We start from the raw sequence: 16,444 nt of genomic DNA, 5'->3' as shown, positions 1-16,444 counted from the left end.
CCGAAGGGCCAGCCGCACCCCGGGCAATCACCCGACCGCCCCACCGCGCGGGTCCCCGGTGTTCCAGACCTCGACGCGGCCCCGGGTTCGGGCGGCGTTGCGCCGACCGGTCGACCTCCGATCGTCCGACGTCGACAGGCCCGTGGGGCGTAACGGTCCTGCGGCGGCCGACGACCACAGGGTGGCCGGCTTTCCACGCTGCTCGGATCGGGTCGCATTGGAGTGGGCTCATGACTGGTCTACCCGGTGGCAGGCGCTACCGCGCGTTCCTGTCGTACTCCCGCAAGGACGAGGAGTGGGTGCGGTCCCTGCACCGCAGGCTGGAGCGTTTCCACGTGCCGAGGGCGTTGCGCCGCAACGGGGTGACGCGGTTGCGGCCGATCTTCCGGGACAAGGACGAGTTGGCGGGTTCGCCGGACCTGCGTCGCACCTTGTACGACAGCGTGGACAACTCGGAATTCCTCCTGCTGGTCACCTCGCCCGCCGCGGTCCGGTCGGAGTGGGTGGACGAGGAGGTGGCGCGGTTCGTGGGGGAGCAGGGCCTCGATCGCGTCCTGGTGGTCGCGGTCGGCGAACCGGACTGGGAGGTGGACTTCCCCCCGGCGCTGACCCCGCCGGGCGGACGACGGCACGACTTCGGGTGGCTCGACGGCCGGGGGACCCGCCGACCGGACCGGCGGATGGTGGTCAGGACGGCGGCGGGCCTGCTCGGGGTCGGCTTCGACCACCTGTGGCAACGGGTGCGGCGGCGCCGCCGCACCATGACGGCGGTCGTGTCCGCGGCGACCGTCCTGCTCGCCGGCGTGGCGAGCACGGTGGTCCTCACCCTCCAGCACCAGGTCGACACCTCCGAGGCCGCCGCGCGGTCGAACCGGCTCAGCACGATCGCCGACCGGCTGCGCGGGGGCGACCCGTCCCTGGCGGCCCAGTTCGACGTGGCCGCGCGGCGGGCGGACCCGACGTCGGAGTTGGCCTACACCAACCTGCTCAACGACGGGAACACGCCGCTCAACGTGGTCGTGACGGCGTCCTCGACGGCGGCCGACCGCAACGACGGAGCCCTGGCGCTGAGCCCGGATGGCCGACTGCTGGCCAGGACCGGGCTCCGGCAGGACCAGGTCGGCCTGTGGGATCTCTCCGCGCCGGGCGAACCGCTGCGGTTCGGGGCCGCGAAGGCGAGCGGCGGGACGGCCGCACCGGTCTCGTTCGCGCCGGACGGCCGGACGTTGGCCGTCGGCGGCGCGGCCGGGGTGGACCTGTGGGACGTGGCCACCGCCGCGCGGCCCGTGGCGTCGGCGTCCGTTCCCGGCGGCCCGGTCACGGCGCTGTCCTTCGACCCGCCCGGCCACCGGCTCGCGACCGGCGGCCTCGACGGCACGTTCTCCGTCTGGTCGCTGGACGAGCCCGCCGCCCCGGTGCGGATCGGCACGAGCCCGCCGGTGCCCGGCCCGGTGGTGTCGCTGGTCTTCGGCGTCGACGGCCACACGCTCAGCGTCGGGCGCGGCAGCGGCGCGGTCGACATCTGGGACCTGACCGGCCCGGTCGCCGCGCTGAAGGCCACCCCGGTTCCCGGTGCGAGCGGCACGACCGGCAACGTCCTGGCGTTGCGCCCGGACGGCTCCGCGGTCTCCGTCACGGACACCAGGGGCAACAACGCCTTCTGGCGGCTCGACGACGTGTTCAAGCCCGGCTACCCCGCACCCGTGCCCAACACCGCGCTGTCCGGATCGGTCGCCGCGACCGCGTTCGGCCCGGACGGCAACCTGCTGGCGGCCGGCAACCGGGACGGAACCGTGACGTTGTGGAACACCCGGTCCGGCGCGCGGCCGACCTCGCTGACGCCGCCGCTGAGCCTTGCCAGGCAAGGGGAAGCGGCCGGGGTCACCGGCCTGACGGTCGGCCCGGACGGGCGTGGCGTCGCCGTGCTGGACAGCGTCGGCACGCTGGTGGTGTGGCGGCTGCCCGCCCGGTACCGGGTCCAACCCGACGTCGAGTCCAGCGAGATCGACGACATCGTGGTCACCAGCGACGGCCGCAACGTCGCGGCCACCCGGACCCGGTCGACCACCGCGAACATCTGGAGCCTGTCCGGCCCGCTCGACCCGGTGCGGTTCGCCCTACCCTCCACGGAAACCGAGGGCATCCTCGGGCTGGCGCTGAGTTCCTCGGGCGGGCTCGCCGCCGTCACCGGCGCGGGCGTCGGCGTCTGGTCGACCGCCGACCCCCGCCGTCCGACGGCCCTCGGGCCGCCGGCCGCGATCCCCGGTGGGTCGGACGGCCGGCCGACGTCCCCGGCCTACAGCCCGGACGGCCGCACCTTGGCCGTGACGAGCGCGGGATCGACGGCGTTGTGGGACTTGACCGACCCCGCCCGACCCGCGCCCCGGGCGACGCCGATCCCCGGCGGACGCGCCGTGTTCAGCCCGGACAGCCGACTGCTCGCGACGACCGGCGAGGAAACGGGGATCTGGGACGTGTCCACACCGGACACTCCGGCGCGCCTCGCCACCATCCCCGTCGACGCGATCGACCTCCCTGTGTTCGACCGCGACGCCGGTGTCCTCCTGGTCCCCGTGGGCAAACCGGAGCCCGGAGTGGAGATCTGGCGCGTGACGGATCCGTCCCACCCCTCGCGCCTGGGCAAGGCCGCCGTCGAGGGCACGGACTCGACCCTGCCCGGCTTGCCGACCGGGCTCAGCCCGGACGGGCGCACCCTCGCCGTCGGCACGTCGGACGGCGCGGTCCAACTGTGGGACGTGGGCGACCCGACCGACCCGAGGCGGATGGGACGCCCGTTGTCGAGCAACGTCAACAAGGTCGACCAGTTCATCACCACCCGGCAGTACGTCAGCGGGATCGTCGGCGTGGTGTTCAGCGCCGACGGCCACACCCTCGCGGCGGTCAACCGGGACGGCACCATCCGCATGTGGTACCTGGACGACGAGCAGGTCATCGGTGACCTCTGCGCGGCCACCGGCAACACCCTCACCGCGCACCAGTGGCAGCAGCACGCCCCCGACATCCCCTACGCGGCCCCGTGTCCCGGTGCCCCGCCCGCGCAGCCGGCCAGTGCCGCGCCCGCCGGGACACCGGCTCCCACGACCACGCCGTCCGGGACCCCGGCCGACCGACCGGCCTCGGGCGACGGCCCCTGCCAATCCGGCAACCTCGACTTCGGCTACGGCACCGCGCCCACCGAGGACACCGTCCGGCTGGTCGTCACCAACAAGTCCGGTCCGACCTGCACCCTCGACAACCTGCCCGACGTCGGCGTGACGGGCACGCCGGACGCCGAGCACGAAGCCCAGTACCGGCTGCGCCAGGTCGTGGCCCCACCCGGGCCACCGCTCCCGCTCGCCGCAGGGCAGCAGGCACACGTCGACGTCATGTTCACCGGACCGGCCTCGAACACCGGGGTCGACCCATGGGTTCCCCGGACCATCACGCTCACCCTGCCCTACGGTGCCGGGACCCTCAGCCTGCCGTGGACCTCGCGGAAGCCGCTGGAGCCGTTCGTGGGGTCGTCCCACCCGCCGACCTTCTCCCGGACCTTCGTGGCCGGCCCTTGATCACCGTGCGGCCACGCGCCACGTCCGCACGACGGCCTTGGCGCGGTTGACCTCCGGCACCCGGGCCGTCGACTCCGCGTGCAGCGAGTCGCGGAGGATCAGCAGGTCGCCGTCGCTCCACCACTCGGTGTGGAAACCGCTTTCCCGTTCCAGCCTGCGCAGCGACGGGTGACGGCGGCGCAGCTCCGCCACGTGGTCGGCTGCGCTCTCCGGGTGCTCGGTGGACAGCGGTTCCCGGCGGACGGCGTGGTCCAGCAGCGCGTCGCACTCCAGGAAGTGGTCGAGGGACGGGAACGCCGGCAGGTCCACGTCGAACAGCCCGAACAGCAGCGTGCCGTCCGGGAGCAGGGTGCCGCTGGACACCCCGTCCGGGCGCTCGTCCGTGACCGCGTACCAAAACTCCACGCGGTCGGTGCCCGTGTCGGTTTCGAGCACCGGCCCGAACACGATCTTCCCGCGCAACGGGCTGGCGTAGCTCAGCCCCGAATACCGTTGCTGCACCGAACGCAGCGCGCGCAGCGCGTGTTCGTCGCTGTCACCGAACGCGGCGCGCATCTCGGCCCGGCACCGGTCGTCGTCCGGCCCGGTGTCCACCGCCACCCGCCCGGCGCAGCGGGCCAGGAACGCCTGGGCGCGAGCGCTCAACGGTGCCGGCGAGTCCAGAACGTGAGCTACCGCGTCCATCGATCGCCGCCCTCCTCCGCCGACCTCGGTGGCCGGTCGGTCCACAGCAGGGCGTCCGCCTCACCGCACATCCCGCCATCCTCCCAGGCGGGGCGCCATCCGGGCGGTGGTCGGCGCGGTTCGCGTCGTGTGCGCCGCCGATCTCACTCCTCAGGTGTCCAGGAGCACAGGTGTTCCTGGATCGCGGCGTGCCGGAACTGGTACAGCACGCCCGCCTGTCGCAGCACCTTCCGCGCCACCGCCTTCTTGAGGGTGGGCAGCGGCGCGGTGGACCGGCGGAAGCCCGGCAGGTCGGGTCGGGCGAACGGGAGCAGCGCGCCCGGCCCCAGGCCGCCGACGCAGCCGATCGCGAACCCGATCCCGGCACCCCACAGCGCGCAGCCGCCGGCCAGGTCGGCCGACGTGCCCAGCAGCCCGAACGCCACGCCGCCCAGGATCGTGCCGCCGATCGCCGTGGTGGCGGTGCGGCGCCGGTCGGCGCGGCAGGCGTCCACCGGGTTCAGCGTCGACGAGTGGGCCAGCGGCGACGTCGCCGACCTGAGCAGCCCGCCCGGCGCGCCCCGGTACAAACCGGACCCGAGCAGCCCCAGGACGGCGATGGTCGCGCCGCTCGCCGCCCCGAGGCGGACGCCGAAGCCGAAGCTCAGCAGGAATCCGCCGGCGGCACCCGCGATCAGGCTGCCCACGAGCATCTGCCGGAACGCCCGCGCGGACGGGCGGGGCAGCACGAGCCTCGCCGGTGGCCGGCCGGCGGCGCGCTTGACCTGCCAGTCCGCGTAGAGCGCGGTGAGCCCGACGGGCCACAGGTGGATGGACCAGGGCGCGGGCACGTCGGCCAGGGGCGCGCCCACGGCCATCATCAGCCCGACGGCGGCGGTGATCGCGAAGGCGCACCGGACGCGGAGCGCGTCGAGCGGAATCCAGGTCGGGATGCGCCACCAGGTGAGGTCGTGGCTCGCGTTCATGCTCCGCGCGATCCACGCCGCGAAAGCGCGCTCGCGGGCGTTGCGGCGTTCCTGGCGCTTGCGGCGCAGACGTCCGGGTCGGCCATCGGTGGAGTACGCGCGGTCGAGGAACAGGCCCGCCAGCAGGGAGACGACGCGGCTCTGCGTCCCGGCGGCGGTGAGTTCGGCCAGGCCCACGCGATCGGTCCCGGTGCCGCCGAAGGCGTCGCGCGCCAAGCCGATGGTCAAGGGCGTGGTGAGCGTCTTGGCGAGCACGCCGTGCGGGTCGGCCCGGACGTGCTCGGCCAGGTCCCGCAGCCTCGGCGAGGTGGTGCCGCCGTCGCGGACCAGGAAGTCGGCGGCCGCGCGCACGTCCACCGGGTGCAGGCGGATCAGCTCGGCGTTCGCGAACCGCTCGGCGTCGCGCGGCGCGCGTTTGCGGGGCCGGGTGGTGACCACGACCCGGAGGGTGCGGCCGAGCTTGGTGATCTGCTCGACCGCGTGGCCACGCCGACCCTCGGGCATCTCGTCGAGCCCGTCGAGGAACAGCGCCACCCGCCTGCGGTGCACCAGTCGCCCGCCGGGCGCGGAGATCCGGTGCCACCGGGGTCGCAGCATCGCGCCGACGACGCGCGCGGCGTAGTCGGCGAGGGTTTCCTTCACCGGGTCCCAGTCGCCGAGCGTGAGCCACACCGGCACCGGGAGGGGATCGCCGCGCTCGTCCAGCGACCGCTTGCGGCGGCGGCGCAACGCCTCGCGCAGCAGGAGGTGCATGACCGACGACTTGCCGATGCCGGGTGCGCCCATCACGACCGCGACACCTGCCGCGGCGCGGTCGTACACCTCGTCGTACAGGCGGGTGACGACGTCGGCGGACAGCAATTGCGGCGCCTGTTGCCCCCAGGCGATCCTGACGGGTGCGTCGGGGGAGAGGTCCCAGGTGGACTCGGCCTCGTACCAGAGGGCCTCGGTGGCGGCCGCCACGGCGGCGACCTCCGGATCGGGGTCGGCAGGTCCGCCGAGGTTGACGTCCCGACCGGCCTGGATGACGGTCGAACCGCCCTCGGCCGCGCCCCACTGGTGGATTCCGGTCACCGGGAGACACTAGAGAGACCAACCGGGCGTGCACCCGCACTAATGCGGATGCGGCCGGATGCGTTGCCGCTTCGGACCGGCGGCTTGGTGAGGAGCGCGATCGGGATCGTGCTCCTCACGTCGTCAAGTCGAGTCCCGGCCCGAGCCGGTGGTGGGGCGCGGTGGTTCCTCCTGGGGCCCGATGTGGTGGCGCAGGCGGACGGCGAGTGCGTGGAGCATCCGGTGGACGGCGTGGGGTACGGCGGTCAGCGAATCGGACGTGGCGGTGAGGTTGATCGTGATGTGCCGGTGGTCGGCGACCGGGACGGGCAGGGCCGCGCAGCACATGCCGTGCTGGTCGGGGAAGTAGTGCTCCCAGCGGTTCACCGCGACCGGCGCGCCGAGGAACCGGGCGAGACCGACCGCCGTCGCGCCGGCGTGCTCCAGGTCCCAGCACGCGCCGTCGACGAACCCGAGCCGGTCGGCGGCGGCCATCGCGTCGCGGTGCCCGCCCCGGTGCAGCACGGTGTAGCGGGAGTCGAGCACGACGGCGAGCAGGTCGTTGCGCGCGGCCAAGTCGACCAGTTCGGCGAGGACAGGGGATCCGGTGGGCATCGGGGAACTCCGTCGGCGGTGTGCCAGCTCGTCGCGGTCGAGCACCTCCACCTGCGTGCCGCGGTCGGGGGTCAGGCCGGTGTGCCGCAGCAGCGTCCACGCGTCGCCGATGACCCGACGCGGACTCGCCACGCGGTTTCCGCCCCGGTTGAACTCCTCGTGCAGGCGTTGCCCAGCCCGCATCCACCGCCGGTGCTCGTGCCCTTCACCGGCGAGGAACGGCGCCAGGTCGCGGCGGGCGTGTCGGCGCTGACTCCGGACGGTCGCGGGGCGGAGGCCCAGTTCAGCGGCGACCTCGGCGGCGTCGTGCTGTCGCCACAACCCGGCCAGGACCTGCCGCTGCCGGTCGGATGGGATCGTCAGGCACTGGAGCACGGCCTCCAGTTCACGTCCGTGGTCGAAGGCGTCGGTGACGGATCGGGGCTGCTGGGACCACCGCGTGGTCAGGGTCCACCGTCTCTCGCGGGTGCGGCGGGTGTGCTGCCTGCGGGCGACCTTGGCCAGTTCGTTGGAGACGGCGGTACGCAGATAGGCATCCTCGCACGTCACCGAGGCCCAGAGGGGTCGCGACCGCCAGACGGACATGGCAACCGCTCCTGCGGCGTCCTCGGCGTCCGCGCGGTCGGCACCGGCCTTCAGCCCGATCGCGAGCATTTTCGGGTACCACCGCGTGAAGAACTCCGCGTACGCGGTCTCGTCGTCGCTCACCGGAGCCCACCGGCCTCGGGCGGGCCGACCTGCCGAAGAATGATCGTGAGCATTCCTCTTCCTCTCTTCGCAACGCCGGCACCCCGGCGTTCGACGGCATCATCGTCATGGAAGAGTCGAACCGCTCCATCGGCGTGCAAGTCCCACCACAAGGACCAACCACACGCGTCGCCACCGGGCGGTCTCGGTGCATCCGTTCGGGGGTGTCGACCACAAGACTCCGGCTCCGGACCTTCCGGCCGGCCAGGTGGTCCGCGCGGCGGTGAAGTCCAATCAGGACGGTGCCGCTCGCGCTGTCGACGCTACCCGACGTCTGTCGCGTGCCTGCCGTTCGCCGCGAGTCGAGCCGACGGTGAATGTCGCTGCGCCGACAACAAGAACGGACCTCGGAAGAATCCACTGTGGACCTTTGGGGCTGCCACCCGCCGGCGCGCCATGACGCTGAACGGATCGCAAGTGGTTGAACCAGCCGGCGGGGGCCGGCCAGTCCAAGGCGCACCGCGCCGACGCGGTCCGCTGGGACGGACCCTCGAACCCCGTCTACGTCGGCAACAACGCCGCGCTCGGCAGCAACGGGCGCGGCGACGTGCTGACCCTCTCGGTCTTCAAGTCCGCCGGCGCGCTGATCTACGGGCTCGGTGCCTGGGAGAACGGCAAGCAGGTCGATCGGACCCCGCAGAGTTCGACGGTCCCCACCTCGGCCCGCGACATCAACGATTCCGGGGTCGTCCCGGTGGGGTACTCGCACCGCGACGGCCCCGGCGACGGCAACACCCGCGCCGCCGCGTGGCGCAACGGCAAGCTCGCGGACCTGCCGCTGCCCAAGGCTTCCCGGGTGGACCACCGGGTGGTCAACAGCAAGGGCACGACAGCGGGTTCGCTCACTCCCCGGGACGGCACCGCCGCCTCGGTCGCCGGTACGCGGTCGCCGGCGCAGCAGAACACGACCCGTGCGGTGATCTGGACCGGCAACGGCGTGACCACGCTGCCCGGTGATCGCGCGGGTGTCGCGGACAACGCCCGCGCGATCAACGCCCGCGCGATCAACGAACGCGGTGACGTCGTCGGCTGGCGGGTTGTCGACGGAGTGCGCGAAGCCGCGCTCTGGCGTGACGGGCAGCTGGTGGACCTCGGCACCACCGGGGCGAGCGAGGCGGTGGCGGTGAACGACCGGGGCGACGTCGCCGGATGGCAGGAGACGAGCACCGGCATCCACCCGTTCCACTGGCACGTGGGCACCCTCATCGACCTGCGCACGCCGACGAACCTCCGGTCGAAGGCGGTGGACCTGAACAACTCCGGTGTGGTCATCGCCCACTCCGGGGACTTCGAGGAGTGCTCGCGTTCGTACCGCTGGACTGTGCGCTACTGACGGGTTCGCCGCACTTCCCGACCGACCTCCGCGACGGCGACCAGCCGCTTTCCGGACCGCTGCGGCCCTGGGCAGAATTCCCGGCATGGACAACGGTTCGTTCGCCGCGTACCTCGACCGGATGGACGGGGTGGAACGCGCGGAGATGCTGCGGATCCGGCCGGAGGCGTGGGCGGCACCGGTTCCGGACACGCCCGAGGCGCTTGCGGAGCGGTTGAGCGACTGCGGGTCCTTGGCCGCGGTGCGCCTGGTGAGCCGGGACGCGGTGGCGGCGGGACAGGCGGCGGCCAGGTTGGGGGCCGGAGCCACCGTCGACGCCGTTGCGGAGGAGGCCGAGGGCGACCGGGACGCGGTCCGCGCGGCGTTGAGCGAGCTGCGGCGGGTCGGGGTGGCGTGGCCGTCCGGAGATGCCGTGCGCCTCGTGCCGCCGGTCCTGGAGCGGTGGAAGCAGGCCCAAGGCCGGGCGAAGGTGACCGGGCGGCCCGAGGTCGAGCCCGGCCGGCGTGCTTCGGACGGTGATCTGCGGTCGTCGGTGCAGCACCTGCTGCGGTCGGCCTACGCGCTGCTGGACACGAGCGGTCCGATCGTCGGGCTGCGCAAGGGCGGGGTGGGGCCGAAGGAGCGGACGCGGCTCGGCGCGGAGTTCGGGCTGGGCGACGACTACCTGTTGCTGCTGCTGGACCTGCTGTTCGAGGCCGGGTTGTTGACGCAGATCGGGTCGGCCTTCGAGGTGACCGCGCGGACGAGCGGTGGCGGGAGGCGACACCTGCCCGGCAGTGGGCGGAGTTGGCGTGGGCCTGGTTCTCGCTGCGCCACGCCCCGACCGCGCGGCGGGACGCGGCGGTGTCGAAGGTCGAGTCGACGCGCGCTCGGGCGGCCCGGTGGGCGGTGTTGCGGGCCGCACGGGACGGGTTGTCCGTCAAGGGGGTCGTGGCCGCCGCTTACTGGTTCTGCCCTGATGTGCACCAGCACGTCGGCGAGGTCGTGGCCGAGGCGCGGATGTTGGGGGTGGTGTCGGGGGACGCGCTGAGCGTGTGCGGGAAGGTGTTGTTGTCCGCCGGGAAGGTCGACGCGCTGGAAGCCTCGGTGTCCGACGTGGTGGTGCCGATGCAGTGCGAGGTCGAGGTGCTCGACGACCTGAAGGTGGTGGTGTTCGGGCAGTTGACGGTCGAGGCCGCGAAGTTGTTGAAGGCCACGGCGGAGAGCGCGGTGGAGGACGGGGCGCGCGTGTGGCAGTTCACCCCGGCCAGTGTCCGGGCGGCCTTCGCCCGGGGTTGGACCGGCGAATCCCTGCTGGCGGCGCTGGAGGAGCTGACGCGGCACAGCGTGCCGTGGGCGCTGCGGGCGTTGTTGGGGGAGCGCGGGCGGGGACAGGTGCGGGTGCGGGAGGTGGGCTGCTGCGTGGTGGCCGAGCCGGAGGTCATCGCGGAAGTGCTGCGGTTACCCGGGTTCGTCGAGCTGGCACCGACCGTGGCGGGCAGTGCGACGGCACCGGCGGAGGTGGTCGCGCAACTGCACGAAGAGGGGTTCGCGGTGGTCGAGGACCCGTCGTCGGGAAGTGTCGTGGTCCGGCGGCGGAAGGCGCGCGTGGCCGCGCCGGCGGACGAGGTCGAGCAGGCCGCCGCGTACCTCCCGGACCCGGACGCGGAGGAGCCGCCCACGACGCAGATCGTGCGGTCGCGCAACCGGGAGTTGTCGACCACGGCGGTGGAGTTGTTGGCGGCGGCCATCGACCAGGGGGCGGACGTGCTGATCGACTACGTGGACGGCAAGGGCCAGTCCTCGCAGCGCGCCATCACCCCGACCGGGTGGGATGGGCCGTTCCTGTTGGCGTGGTGCCACCTGCGCGAGGCCGATCGTCAGTTCAGGGTGGAGCGGATCAAGTCGGTGTCACCGGCGCGACCGGCGGCGGGTTCCGGCTGACCGGGGAGGTGTCGTTGCGGCGGCCTCGACCGGTCGCCTCGACGGTGGCCGAAACCGTGAAGCGCGGACGGAGCAGCCGGCCGCCGAGCGGCCGAAGGCGTTCGTGAGCCGATCGGGGTTACCCCGGAAATCGTGCTCCGGCGGACGAGTGAAATCACCGGGACCCCGCTTCCCGTGGTGCGTCGAGCCGGCACGATCGGGTGCGCGCCGACGTAGGGCGCGGATCAGGTCGAAGACGCGTTGCGACGAACGCGGTTCCCGGTTCGGGTGGGATCCCGGACGGCGTCGTGACCATTTCCCATTCGGGCCTGGTTCCACCGTGGGGACATCGTGGTCCCGTTCGTGCAGGCGATCTGTCGAGGCTCTGTCCACTCCTGGCCGTCCATGACCGGCCGGCACTCGATCGAAAGGGTACGTCCGTGCGCAAACCAGGTATTGCGGCAATCGTTCTTTCTCTGGTGGGGAGCGTGGCGCTCACCGGCATCTCGACCGTGCAGGCGGCTGCGGAAGGCGTGTCCGCAGCGGGCCGAACCACCCTCAGCACCTGGTGGCAGGGCGACAGACAGGACAACTACGCGTCCGGCACCGTGTCCGGCGACAACAGCGCGGTGGCGGCCGGTTACCGCCGGGTCCGCTCCGAGGCCCTGGTCGAGAGCAGCCAGATCCCCGGGACGAAACCGTTGTGGCTGTACTGGAGCGCCGGCCGGGGCGACAACTTCACCACCGCGACCACGGCCGGCCAGAACGACGCGATCGCCGCCGGCTACCAGTTCATCCAGACCGAGGGGTACGTGTACTCGACGCCGGTACCCGGCACGGTTCCGCTGTACACGTACTGGCACGGCGGCCGAGGCGACAACTTCAGCGCCGCGAGCGCGGACGGCATCGCGTCCGCCGACAGCGCCGGCTACGCCCGCATCCGCATCGAGGGTTACGTGTTCCTGGCCTGACGACTGCGGATCCGTTGACCTGGTGTCGGTTCCCTGTCCTCCTCCTGCCGCGCTCGTCCCGCCGATGCCGTCACCGGGCAGGTTCATTGCTCCACATCGGACACATAGCGGCCGACGGGGCGGCGCGGTGGAGAGCGGTCACAGGTCCGACACCCGCCACACGCCGATCGACTTGTCGGGAAAGCGGAATTCGACCTCTTCGCCGTCCTGCTCGACCACGTACACCTCCGAGCACCGCTCGTTGACCAGGCGCACGGGCTCGGGCAGCTCGAAGGGTGCCGCCGTCAGGTTGAGCGGACGCCAGGCGCCCGTCTGGATGTCGGCGCTGCGGCCCCGGTCGGTGAAGGTGGTCGCGGCGAGGTACCGGGCACCGCTGCGCTTGACGTTCGCCAGCGCGCGGTGGACGTCGGCGTCGGCCAGGTGCACCAGGCAGTCCCGGGTGAAGACCAGGTCGACCCGGGGGAGCGGGTCCCGGGCCAGGTCGAGGACCGCGAACTCGCGGCCGGGCCGGGTGAACGCCTCCCGGTTGCGCTCGACCACCTCCGGCACGATGTCCGCGCCGAGGTAGGACTCGACCGGCAGGTCCACAGTGGACATCCAGAAGAAGTCGCCGCACGGCACGTCGAGGAAGGTCCGGACGCCGAGGTCGGCCACGAGCCCGGGCAGCTCGGCGCGCAGCGCGGACGTCTGGACCAGGTCGGAGCCCCACCCGGACCGGGACGTGGTCACGCCGAACCCGTCCTGCTCGCCGAACGTCCAGGCGGAGGTCTGGTACATCTCGGCGAAGACCTCCCGCAACGGCCGCCCCGCGGCCTTCCCCGCGGTGTCGTAGACCTGCCTGTTCGCGATCCTGCGTGGGGAAGGCATGTGCGGCACAGGTTCCCGTCGTGAGGTGGTCGGGCCGGATGGCGGAGGTCGTGCGGTCAGGCGCGGTCCGGAGGGGCGGCGGCTTGCATGGCCGCCGCGTACGGGGCCATCAGGCGCATGATCTCGGCGTCCCACGCGTGCGGGTGGACGGCCCGGGTGGCGACGGCGGGTTCCGCGCGCACCGCGTCCACTGCGGCGAGCAGCGCGTCCGTGGTCGCCTCGGCGTTGTACCGGGAGACCAGCCACTGGCGGCCTTCGGTGCGCAGCCGCTGCTGCTCGGCCTCGGGCAGCCGCACGAGGTCCAGTGCGCGGTCGGCCAGCTCGACCGTGCGCGGGCTGGGCACCTGCCACGCGGACGGGGCCTCGAACAGCTCGTCGCCGCCGCCGAGGCCGTAGCCGGTGACCAGGCAGCCGGCGGCCAACGCCTCGGCGATGGGCATCCCGAAGCCCTCGCCCTCCGGCGCGCCGAGCGCGATGAACACCGACGTGTCGGCCAGCACCCGGGCGACCTCTTCGTGGCTGAGGCCGTGGATGTCCCGCAGTTCCACGCCCGCGCTGCGCGGGTCGTTGCGCAGGATCTGCCGCAGCAGCGCGCTTTCCGCCGGTCGCTTGCGCGACATCCACGCGATGCTGGGCGTCTTCGCCTCCGGGTGGAACAGCCGCGCGTCGACGGGGTTGGGGACCAGGCGCGGCGGCGGCAGGTGCGGGACGGCGCGGGAGAGCACGTCGACGCCGTCGTGCGACACGGTCCACAGCGCGTGCGGCGCGCTCCAGCCGGGATAGGTGTCGACGTCGGGGCAGGGCAGGAAGGTCAGGAAGTGCCCCTGCACGAAGACCACCTTGCGCCCGCCCGGCGCCGGGTCGCGGTCCGGCAGCACCGCGACCTCGGGGATCACCAGCACGTCCTCCGCCGTCAGGTCGATCTCGGCGCCGGACAGCGTGGGCACGTCGTCCTCGAACCAGGAGTAGCGGAAGCCGGGTGTGGGCGACCAGCGGTACGCCTCCACCCCGGCCGCGACGAGCAGCGAGACGTGCTGCGTCAGCAGTCTGATCCCTCCCAGTGGGAATTGCAGCTCGAATCCCGCGTAGACCACCCTGCCCGCCACATTCCACCCCGCATCGCACACCGCGAACCCCGGCGAACCGGGCCTCCGTCATGGTCCCACCCGACCTCGCCCCGCCCAACCTCCGCAAGGGGCAAGATCGTGCGCGGTCCGACCATACCGGCCCGCCGGACCGCGGTCGGTGTCCCCTCTGTCCATAGTGGAGCGTGGTGTGCGCGCCGGCCGTCACGGCGCGGACGAGGCCGGAGCACCGCACTGTTGCGGGGGAAGCGGCGATGCTGCGGCGATGTGACCAAGAGAAGATGAAGACCGTGCCGAGACCGCCTCACATATGCGACCCGCCATAATCCCCACATGACTGGTTCCTCCTTCGACCCGCACGACCTGCTCGCGGAAAGCCGCCTCGGTGTTCTCGCGACGATCAAGCGGAACGGCCTGCCGCAGCTGTCCCACGTGACGCCCGCCTACGACCGGAACGCCGGTGAGATCCTCGTGGTGACGAACGAGGGGACCGCCAAGATCCTGAACCTGCGCCGGGATCCGCGCGCCGCGCTGGAGGTCGTCAGCGCCGACGGCTGGTCGTGGGCCACCGCCGAGGGCAGCGTCACCCTGGCCGGTCCGGCGACCGACCCGAACGGGCCCGAGGTCGAGGCCATGGTCCACTACTACCGCACCGCCGCGGGCGAGCACCCGGACTGGGACGAGTACCGGGAGGTCATGGTCTCCGACCGCCGCATCCTGATCACGATCAAGGTCGACCACGTCTACGGCGACAAGGTCAACTGATCCGCCTCTTCGCACCCCGGACGGCGAGGTGCCGTGTTCATCACCGATGAACACGGCCCTTTGTGGTTCTGCCCCAAGTCGCGTGGACGCGGGATGAGCGTGGGCACGGCTTGACCTCCGGCGGCCCGGTGGCGGCCCGCCGGAGATCACGGGTCAGCCGAGCAGGGTCTTGCCGTCCTCGGCCCGGATCAGGGCCGCCAGCGCGCGCAGGCCCGCCTCCGCGCGGGCGATCTCCTCGTCGGTGATGTGCACCGAGGGCTCGAAGCGCAGGGTGCTGGTGGCACTGGCCGTGGGGAACACCCGCAGGTTGTGCTCGCGCAGGAGGTACCCGGAGAACATGTAGCCGATCAGGCCGCTGCGGGCCTGCTCGGCGAGGATGTCGGAGTCCGAGCCGGACAGGTCGTGGAACTCCAGACCCGTCATCAACCCCTTGCCGCGCACCTCCTTGACGACGTCGCCGAAGTCGGCGCGCAGCCCGCGCAGCATGGTGAGCAGCTTGTCGCCCTTCCGGGCCGCCAGCCGGTACGCCGCGCCGCCGTCCGCCTCCAGCAGCTCCACGGTGCGCAGGGCGACCAGCGTGGAGAAGCTGTCCTTGGCGTACGTCGAGGTGTGCACCAGCTCGAAGTCGCTGCGGTAGAGCGACGACCGGATCATCGTCACCGCCGCCTTGGCGACACCGCCGCCCAGGCTCTTGGCCAGGGTGATGTAGTCGCCGCGCAGCCCCAGGTGGGACGCGGCGAAGAACGCGCCGGAGCGGCCCATGCCGCTCTGCACCTCGTCCACGATGACCGGGATGCCGGCGGCGTCCAGCAGCCCGCGCACACGGGCGACGGCGTCGGTGTCCAAAACGTGGATGCCCGCTTCACCCTGGATGGGCTCCAGGATGAACGCGCTGATCACGGGCAGCGGACGCGTGACGACCCGGATGACGTCGCCGTCGACGGCGAGGTCGAGCAGGGTCCGGCTCTCGGCGGCGATCACGGCGGAGACCGCGTCCGGCTCGTCCAGCGGCACGAACCGGCACTGCGCGGCCATGGCGGTGAACGGCGTGCGGTAGCTGTGGTTGTGGGTGAGCTGGATGCTGCCCGCGAGCTTGCCGTGGAACGAGCCGATGGGAGCCAGGTAGACCGGCGGCGTGGCGGCGCGCTCGGCGTTGGCCGCGCGCAGGGCGGCGACCACCTCGTCGAGGTCCGACCCCGTCAACGGGGACGCGTCCACGGTCGCGCCGGCGACCCTGGCCGCGAGGGCGTCCTCGATGTTCGCCTCGACCTCGGCCAGCGCCTCCCCGATCTTGAGCACGCGGTCCATCTCGGCGTGCTTGATGGCGACCTCGTTGGCCTCGGCCCCGCTGTTGGCGAAGATCACCGAGTAGTTCTCGGCGGTGTCGAACTCGCGGTGCGCGATGGTGTTCAGCGTCCACGCGAGGTCGTTCGCGTAAGGGTGCCGGGAAAACTGCGCGTGGATCGGGCTGCCGCTGTCCAGCAGCGCTTTCGCGTACTCGACGATCTCCGGGTTGTTGTGCCCCAGAATGGTCGACCCGTAGCCGCCGACGAGGTCCAGCACCTCGACCTCGGCACCATCGGCGTCGCGGTAGTAGAGGGAATCCTTCTTCGACCTGGTGTATTCGACACCGAGTCCCAGCGAGGCCAGCCACGCGAACATGTACGGCTCGGCCAACTCGGGCTTGTCGACCACTGGGTTCATCTTCGTCCCCTATCCACGTGAGGTTACCGGGGCGACCGTACCAACGTCCGGGCAATCGCCATCTCCCCGTGGTCTACCTCCGGTAATGGCTCGCAGGCCGAGGGATGGGGGCGGTTTTCGGCGGTAATTCGCCGGGTGTCCGGCGGGATCTCACCGGAAAAACCGGGTAATCCATCGGTCAATA

The 16,444-nt window shown here is 72.4% G+C and carries 12 protein-coding genes; 6 read left to right on the top strand and 6 right to left on the bottom strand.

Annotated elements, in window-relative coordinates; all coding sequences use genetic code 11:
- The first annotated feature begins 230 nt into the window (after nucleotides 1-230).
- A complete protein-coding gene (locus AC0HI0_RS16215) occupies nucleotides 231-3,569 on the top strand; it encodes a toll/interleukin-1 receptor domain-containing protein (RefSeq protein ID WP_480933191.1) in 3,339 nt (1,112 codons plus the stop codon).
- Here AC0HI0_RS16215 and AC0HI0_RS16210 read toward each other — a convergent pair whose 3' ends face one another.
- The 3 genes from AC0HI0_RS16210 to AC0HI0_RS16200 all read right to left on the bottom strand — a co-directional run bounded on the left by AC0HI0_RS16210 (nucleotide 3,570) and on the right by AC0HI0_RS16200 (nucleotide 7,594).
- Nucleotides 3,570-4,253: a hypothetical protein gene (locus AC0HI0_RS16210; protein WP_480933190.1), complete on the bottom strand. Its 684-nt coding sequence runs from the start codon at nucleotides 4,251-4,253 to the stop codon at nucleotides 3,570-3,572.
- 143 nt (nucleotides 4,254-4,396) lie between these two features.
- Nucleotides 4,397-6,292 carry a hypothetical protein gene (locus AC0HI0_RS16205; RefSeq protein ID WP_480933189.1) on the bottom strand — a complete coding sequence of 632 codons (1,896 nt, stop codon included), beginning with the start codon at nucleotides 6,290-6,292 and terminating at the stop codon, nucleotides 4,397-4,399.
- Nucleotides 6,293-6,415: 123 nt separating this feature from the next.
- Entirely contained in the window at nucleotides 6,416-7,594 is a 1,179-nt protein-coding gene (locus tag AC0HI0_RS16200) for an RNA polymerase sigma factor (RefSeq protein WP_480933188.1), read from the bottom strand.
- Nucleotides 7,595-8,054: 460 nt separating this feature from the next.
- On the opposite strand from AC0HI0_RS16200, the gene AC0HI0_RS16195 reads away from it, so the two are divergent.
- From AC0HI0_RS16195 to AC0HI0_RS16180, 4 genes are all read left to right on the top strand, one after another.
- On the top strand, nucleotides 8,055-8,966 hold the full coding sequence (locus tag AC0HI0_RS16195; protein ID WP_480933187.1) for a hypothetical protein: 912 nt from the start codon (nucleotides 8,055-8,057) through the stop codon (nucleotides 8,964-8,966).
- 85 nt (nucleotides 8,967-9,051) lie between these two features.
- Nucleotides 9,052-9,996, top strand: a complete 945-nt coding sequence (locus AC0HI0_RS16190) for a hypothetical protein (protein WP_480933186.1) — start codon at nucleotides 9,052-9,054, stop codon at nucleotides 9,994-9,996.
- A complete protein-coding gene (locus AC0HI0_RS16185) occupies nucleotides 9,927-10,889 on the top strand; it encodes a helicase-associated domain-containing protein (protein WP_480933185.1) in 963 nt (320 codons plus the stop codon). The genes AC0HI0_RS16190 and AC0HI0_RS16185 overlap by 70 nt, the downstream gene beginning before the upstream one ends.
- 467 nt (nucleotides 10,890-11,356) lie before the next feature.
- Nucleotides 11,357-11,839: a hypothetical protein gene (locus AC0HI0_RS16180; RefSeq protein WP_480933184.1), complete on the top strand. Its 483-nt coding sequence runs from the start codon at nucleotides 11,357-11,359 to the stop codon at nucleotides 11,837-11,839.
- Nucleotides 11,840-11,977: 138 nt separating this feature from the next.
- On the opposite strand, the gene AC0HI0_RS16175 is transcribed toward AC0HI0_RS16180, so the two are convergent.
- Both AC0HI0_RS16175 and AC0HI0_RS16170 read right to left on the bottom strand, forming a co-directional pair.
- The gene (locus tag AC0HI0_RS16175; RefSeq protein WP_480933183.1) at nucleotides 11,978-12,706 is read right to left on the bottom strand and encodes a class I SAM-dependent methyltransferase; all 729 of its coding nucleotides are present in this window, start codon (nucleotides 12,704-12,706) and stop codon (nucleotides 11,978-11,980) included.
- Between the two features lie 56 nt (nucleotides 12,707-12,762).
- Nucleotides 12,763-13,812, bottom strand: coding sequence for a glycosyltransferase family protein (locus AC0HI0_RS16170; protein WP_480933182.1), 1,050 nt, complete (start codon nucleotides 13,810-13,812; stop codon nucleotides 12,763-12,765).
- A gap of 312 nt (nucleotides 13,813-14,124) precedes the next feature.
- On the opposite strand from AC0HI0_RS16170, the gene AC0HI0_RS16165 reads away from it, so the two are divergent.
- A complete protein-coding gene (locus tag AC0HI0_RS16165; RefSeq protein WP_480933181.1) occupies nucleotides 14,125-14,556 on the top strand; it encodes a PPOX class F420-dependent oxidoreductase in 432 nt (143 codons plus the stop codon).
- Between the two features lie 153 nt (nucleotides 14,557-14,709).
- Here AC0HI0_RS16165 and AC0HI0_RS16160 read toward each other — a convergent pair whose 3' ends face one another.
- Complete coding sequence (locus AC0HI0_RS16160) at nucleotides 14,710-16,260, bottom strand: aspartate aminotransferase family protein (RefSeq protein ID WP_480933180.1); 1,551 nt, start codon at nucleotides 16,258-16,260, stop codon at nucleotides 14,710-14,712.
- Nucleotides 16,261-16,444 lie beyond the last annotated feature (184 nt).

The sequence above is a fragment of the Saccharothrix sp. NBAS 001 genome, from assembly GCF_056640475.1.
Note: the sequence above shows the minus strand (reverse complement) of the source record. Positions and strands in the feature narration are given on the sequence as shown.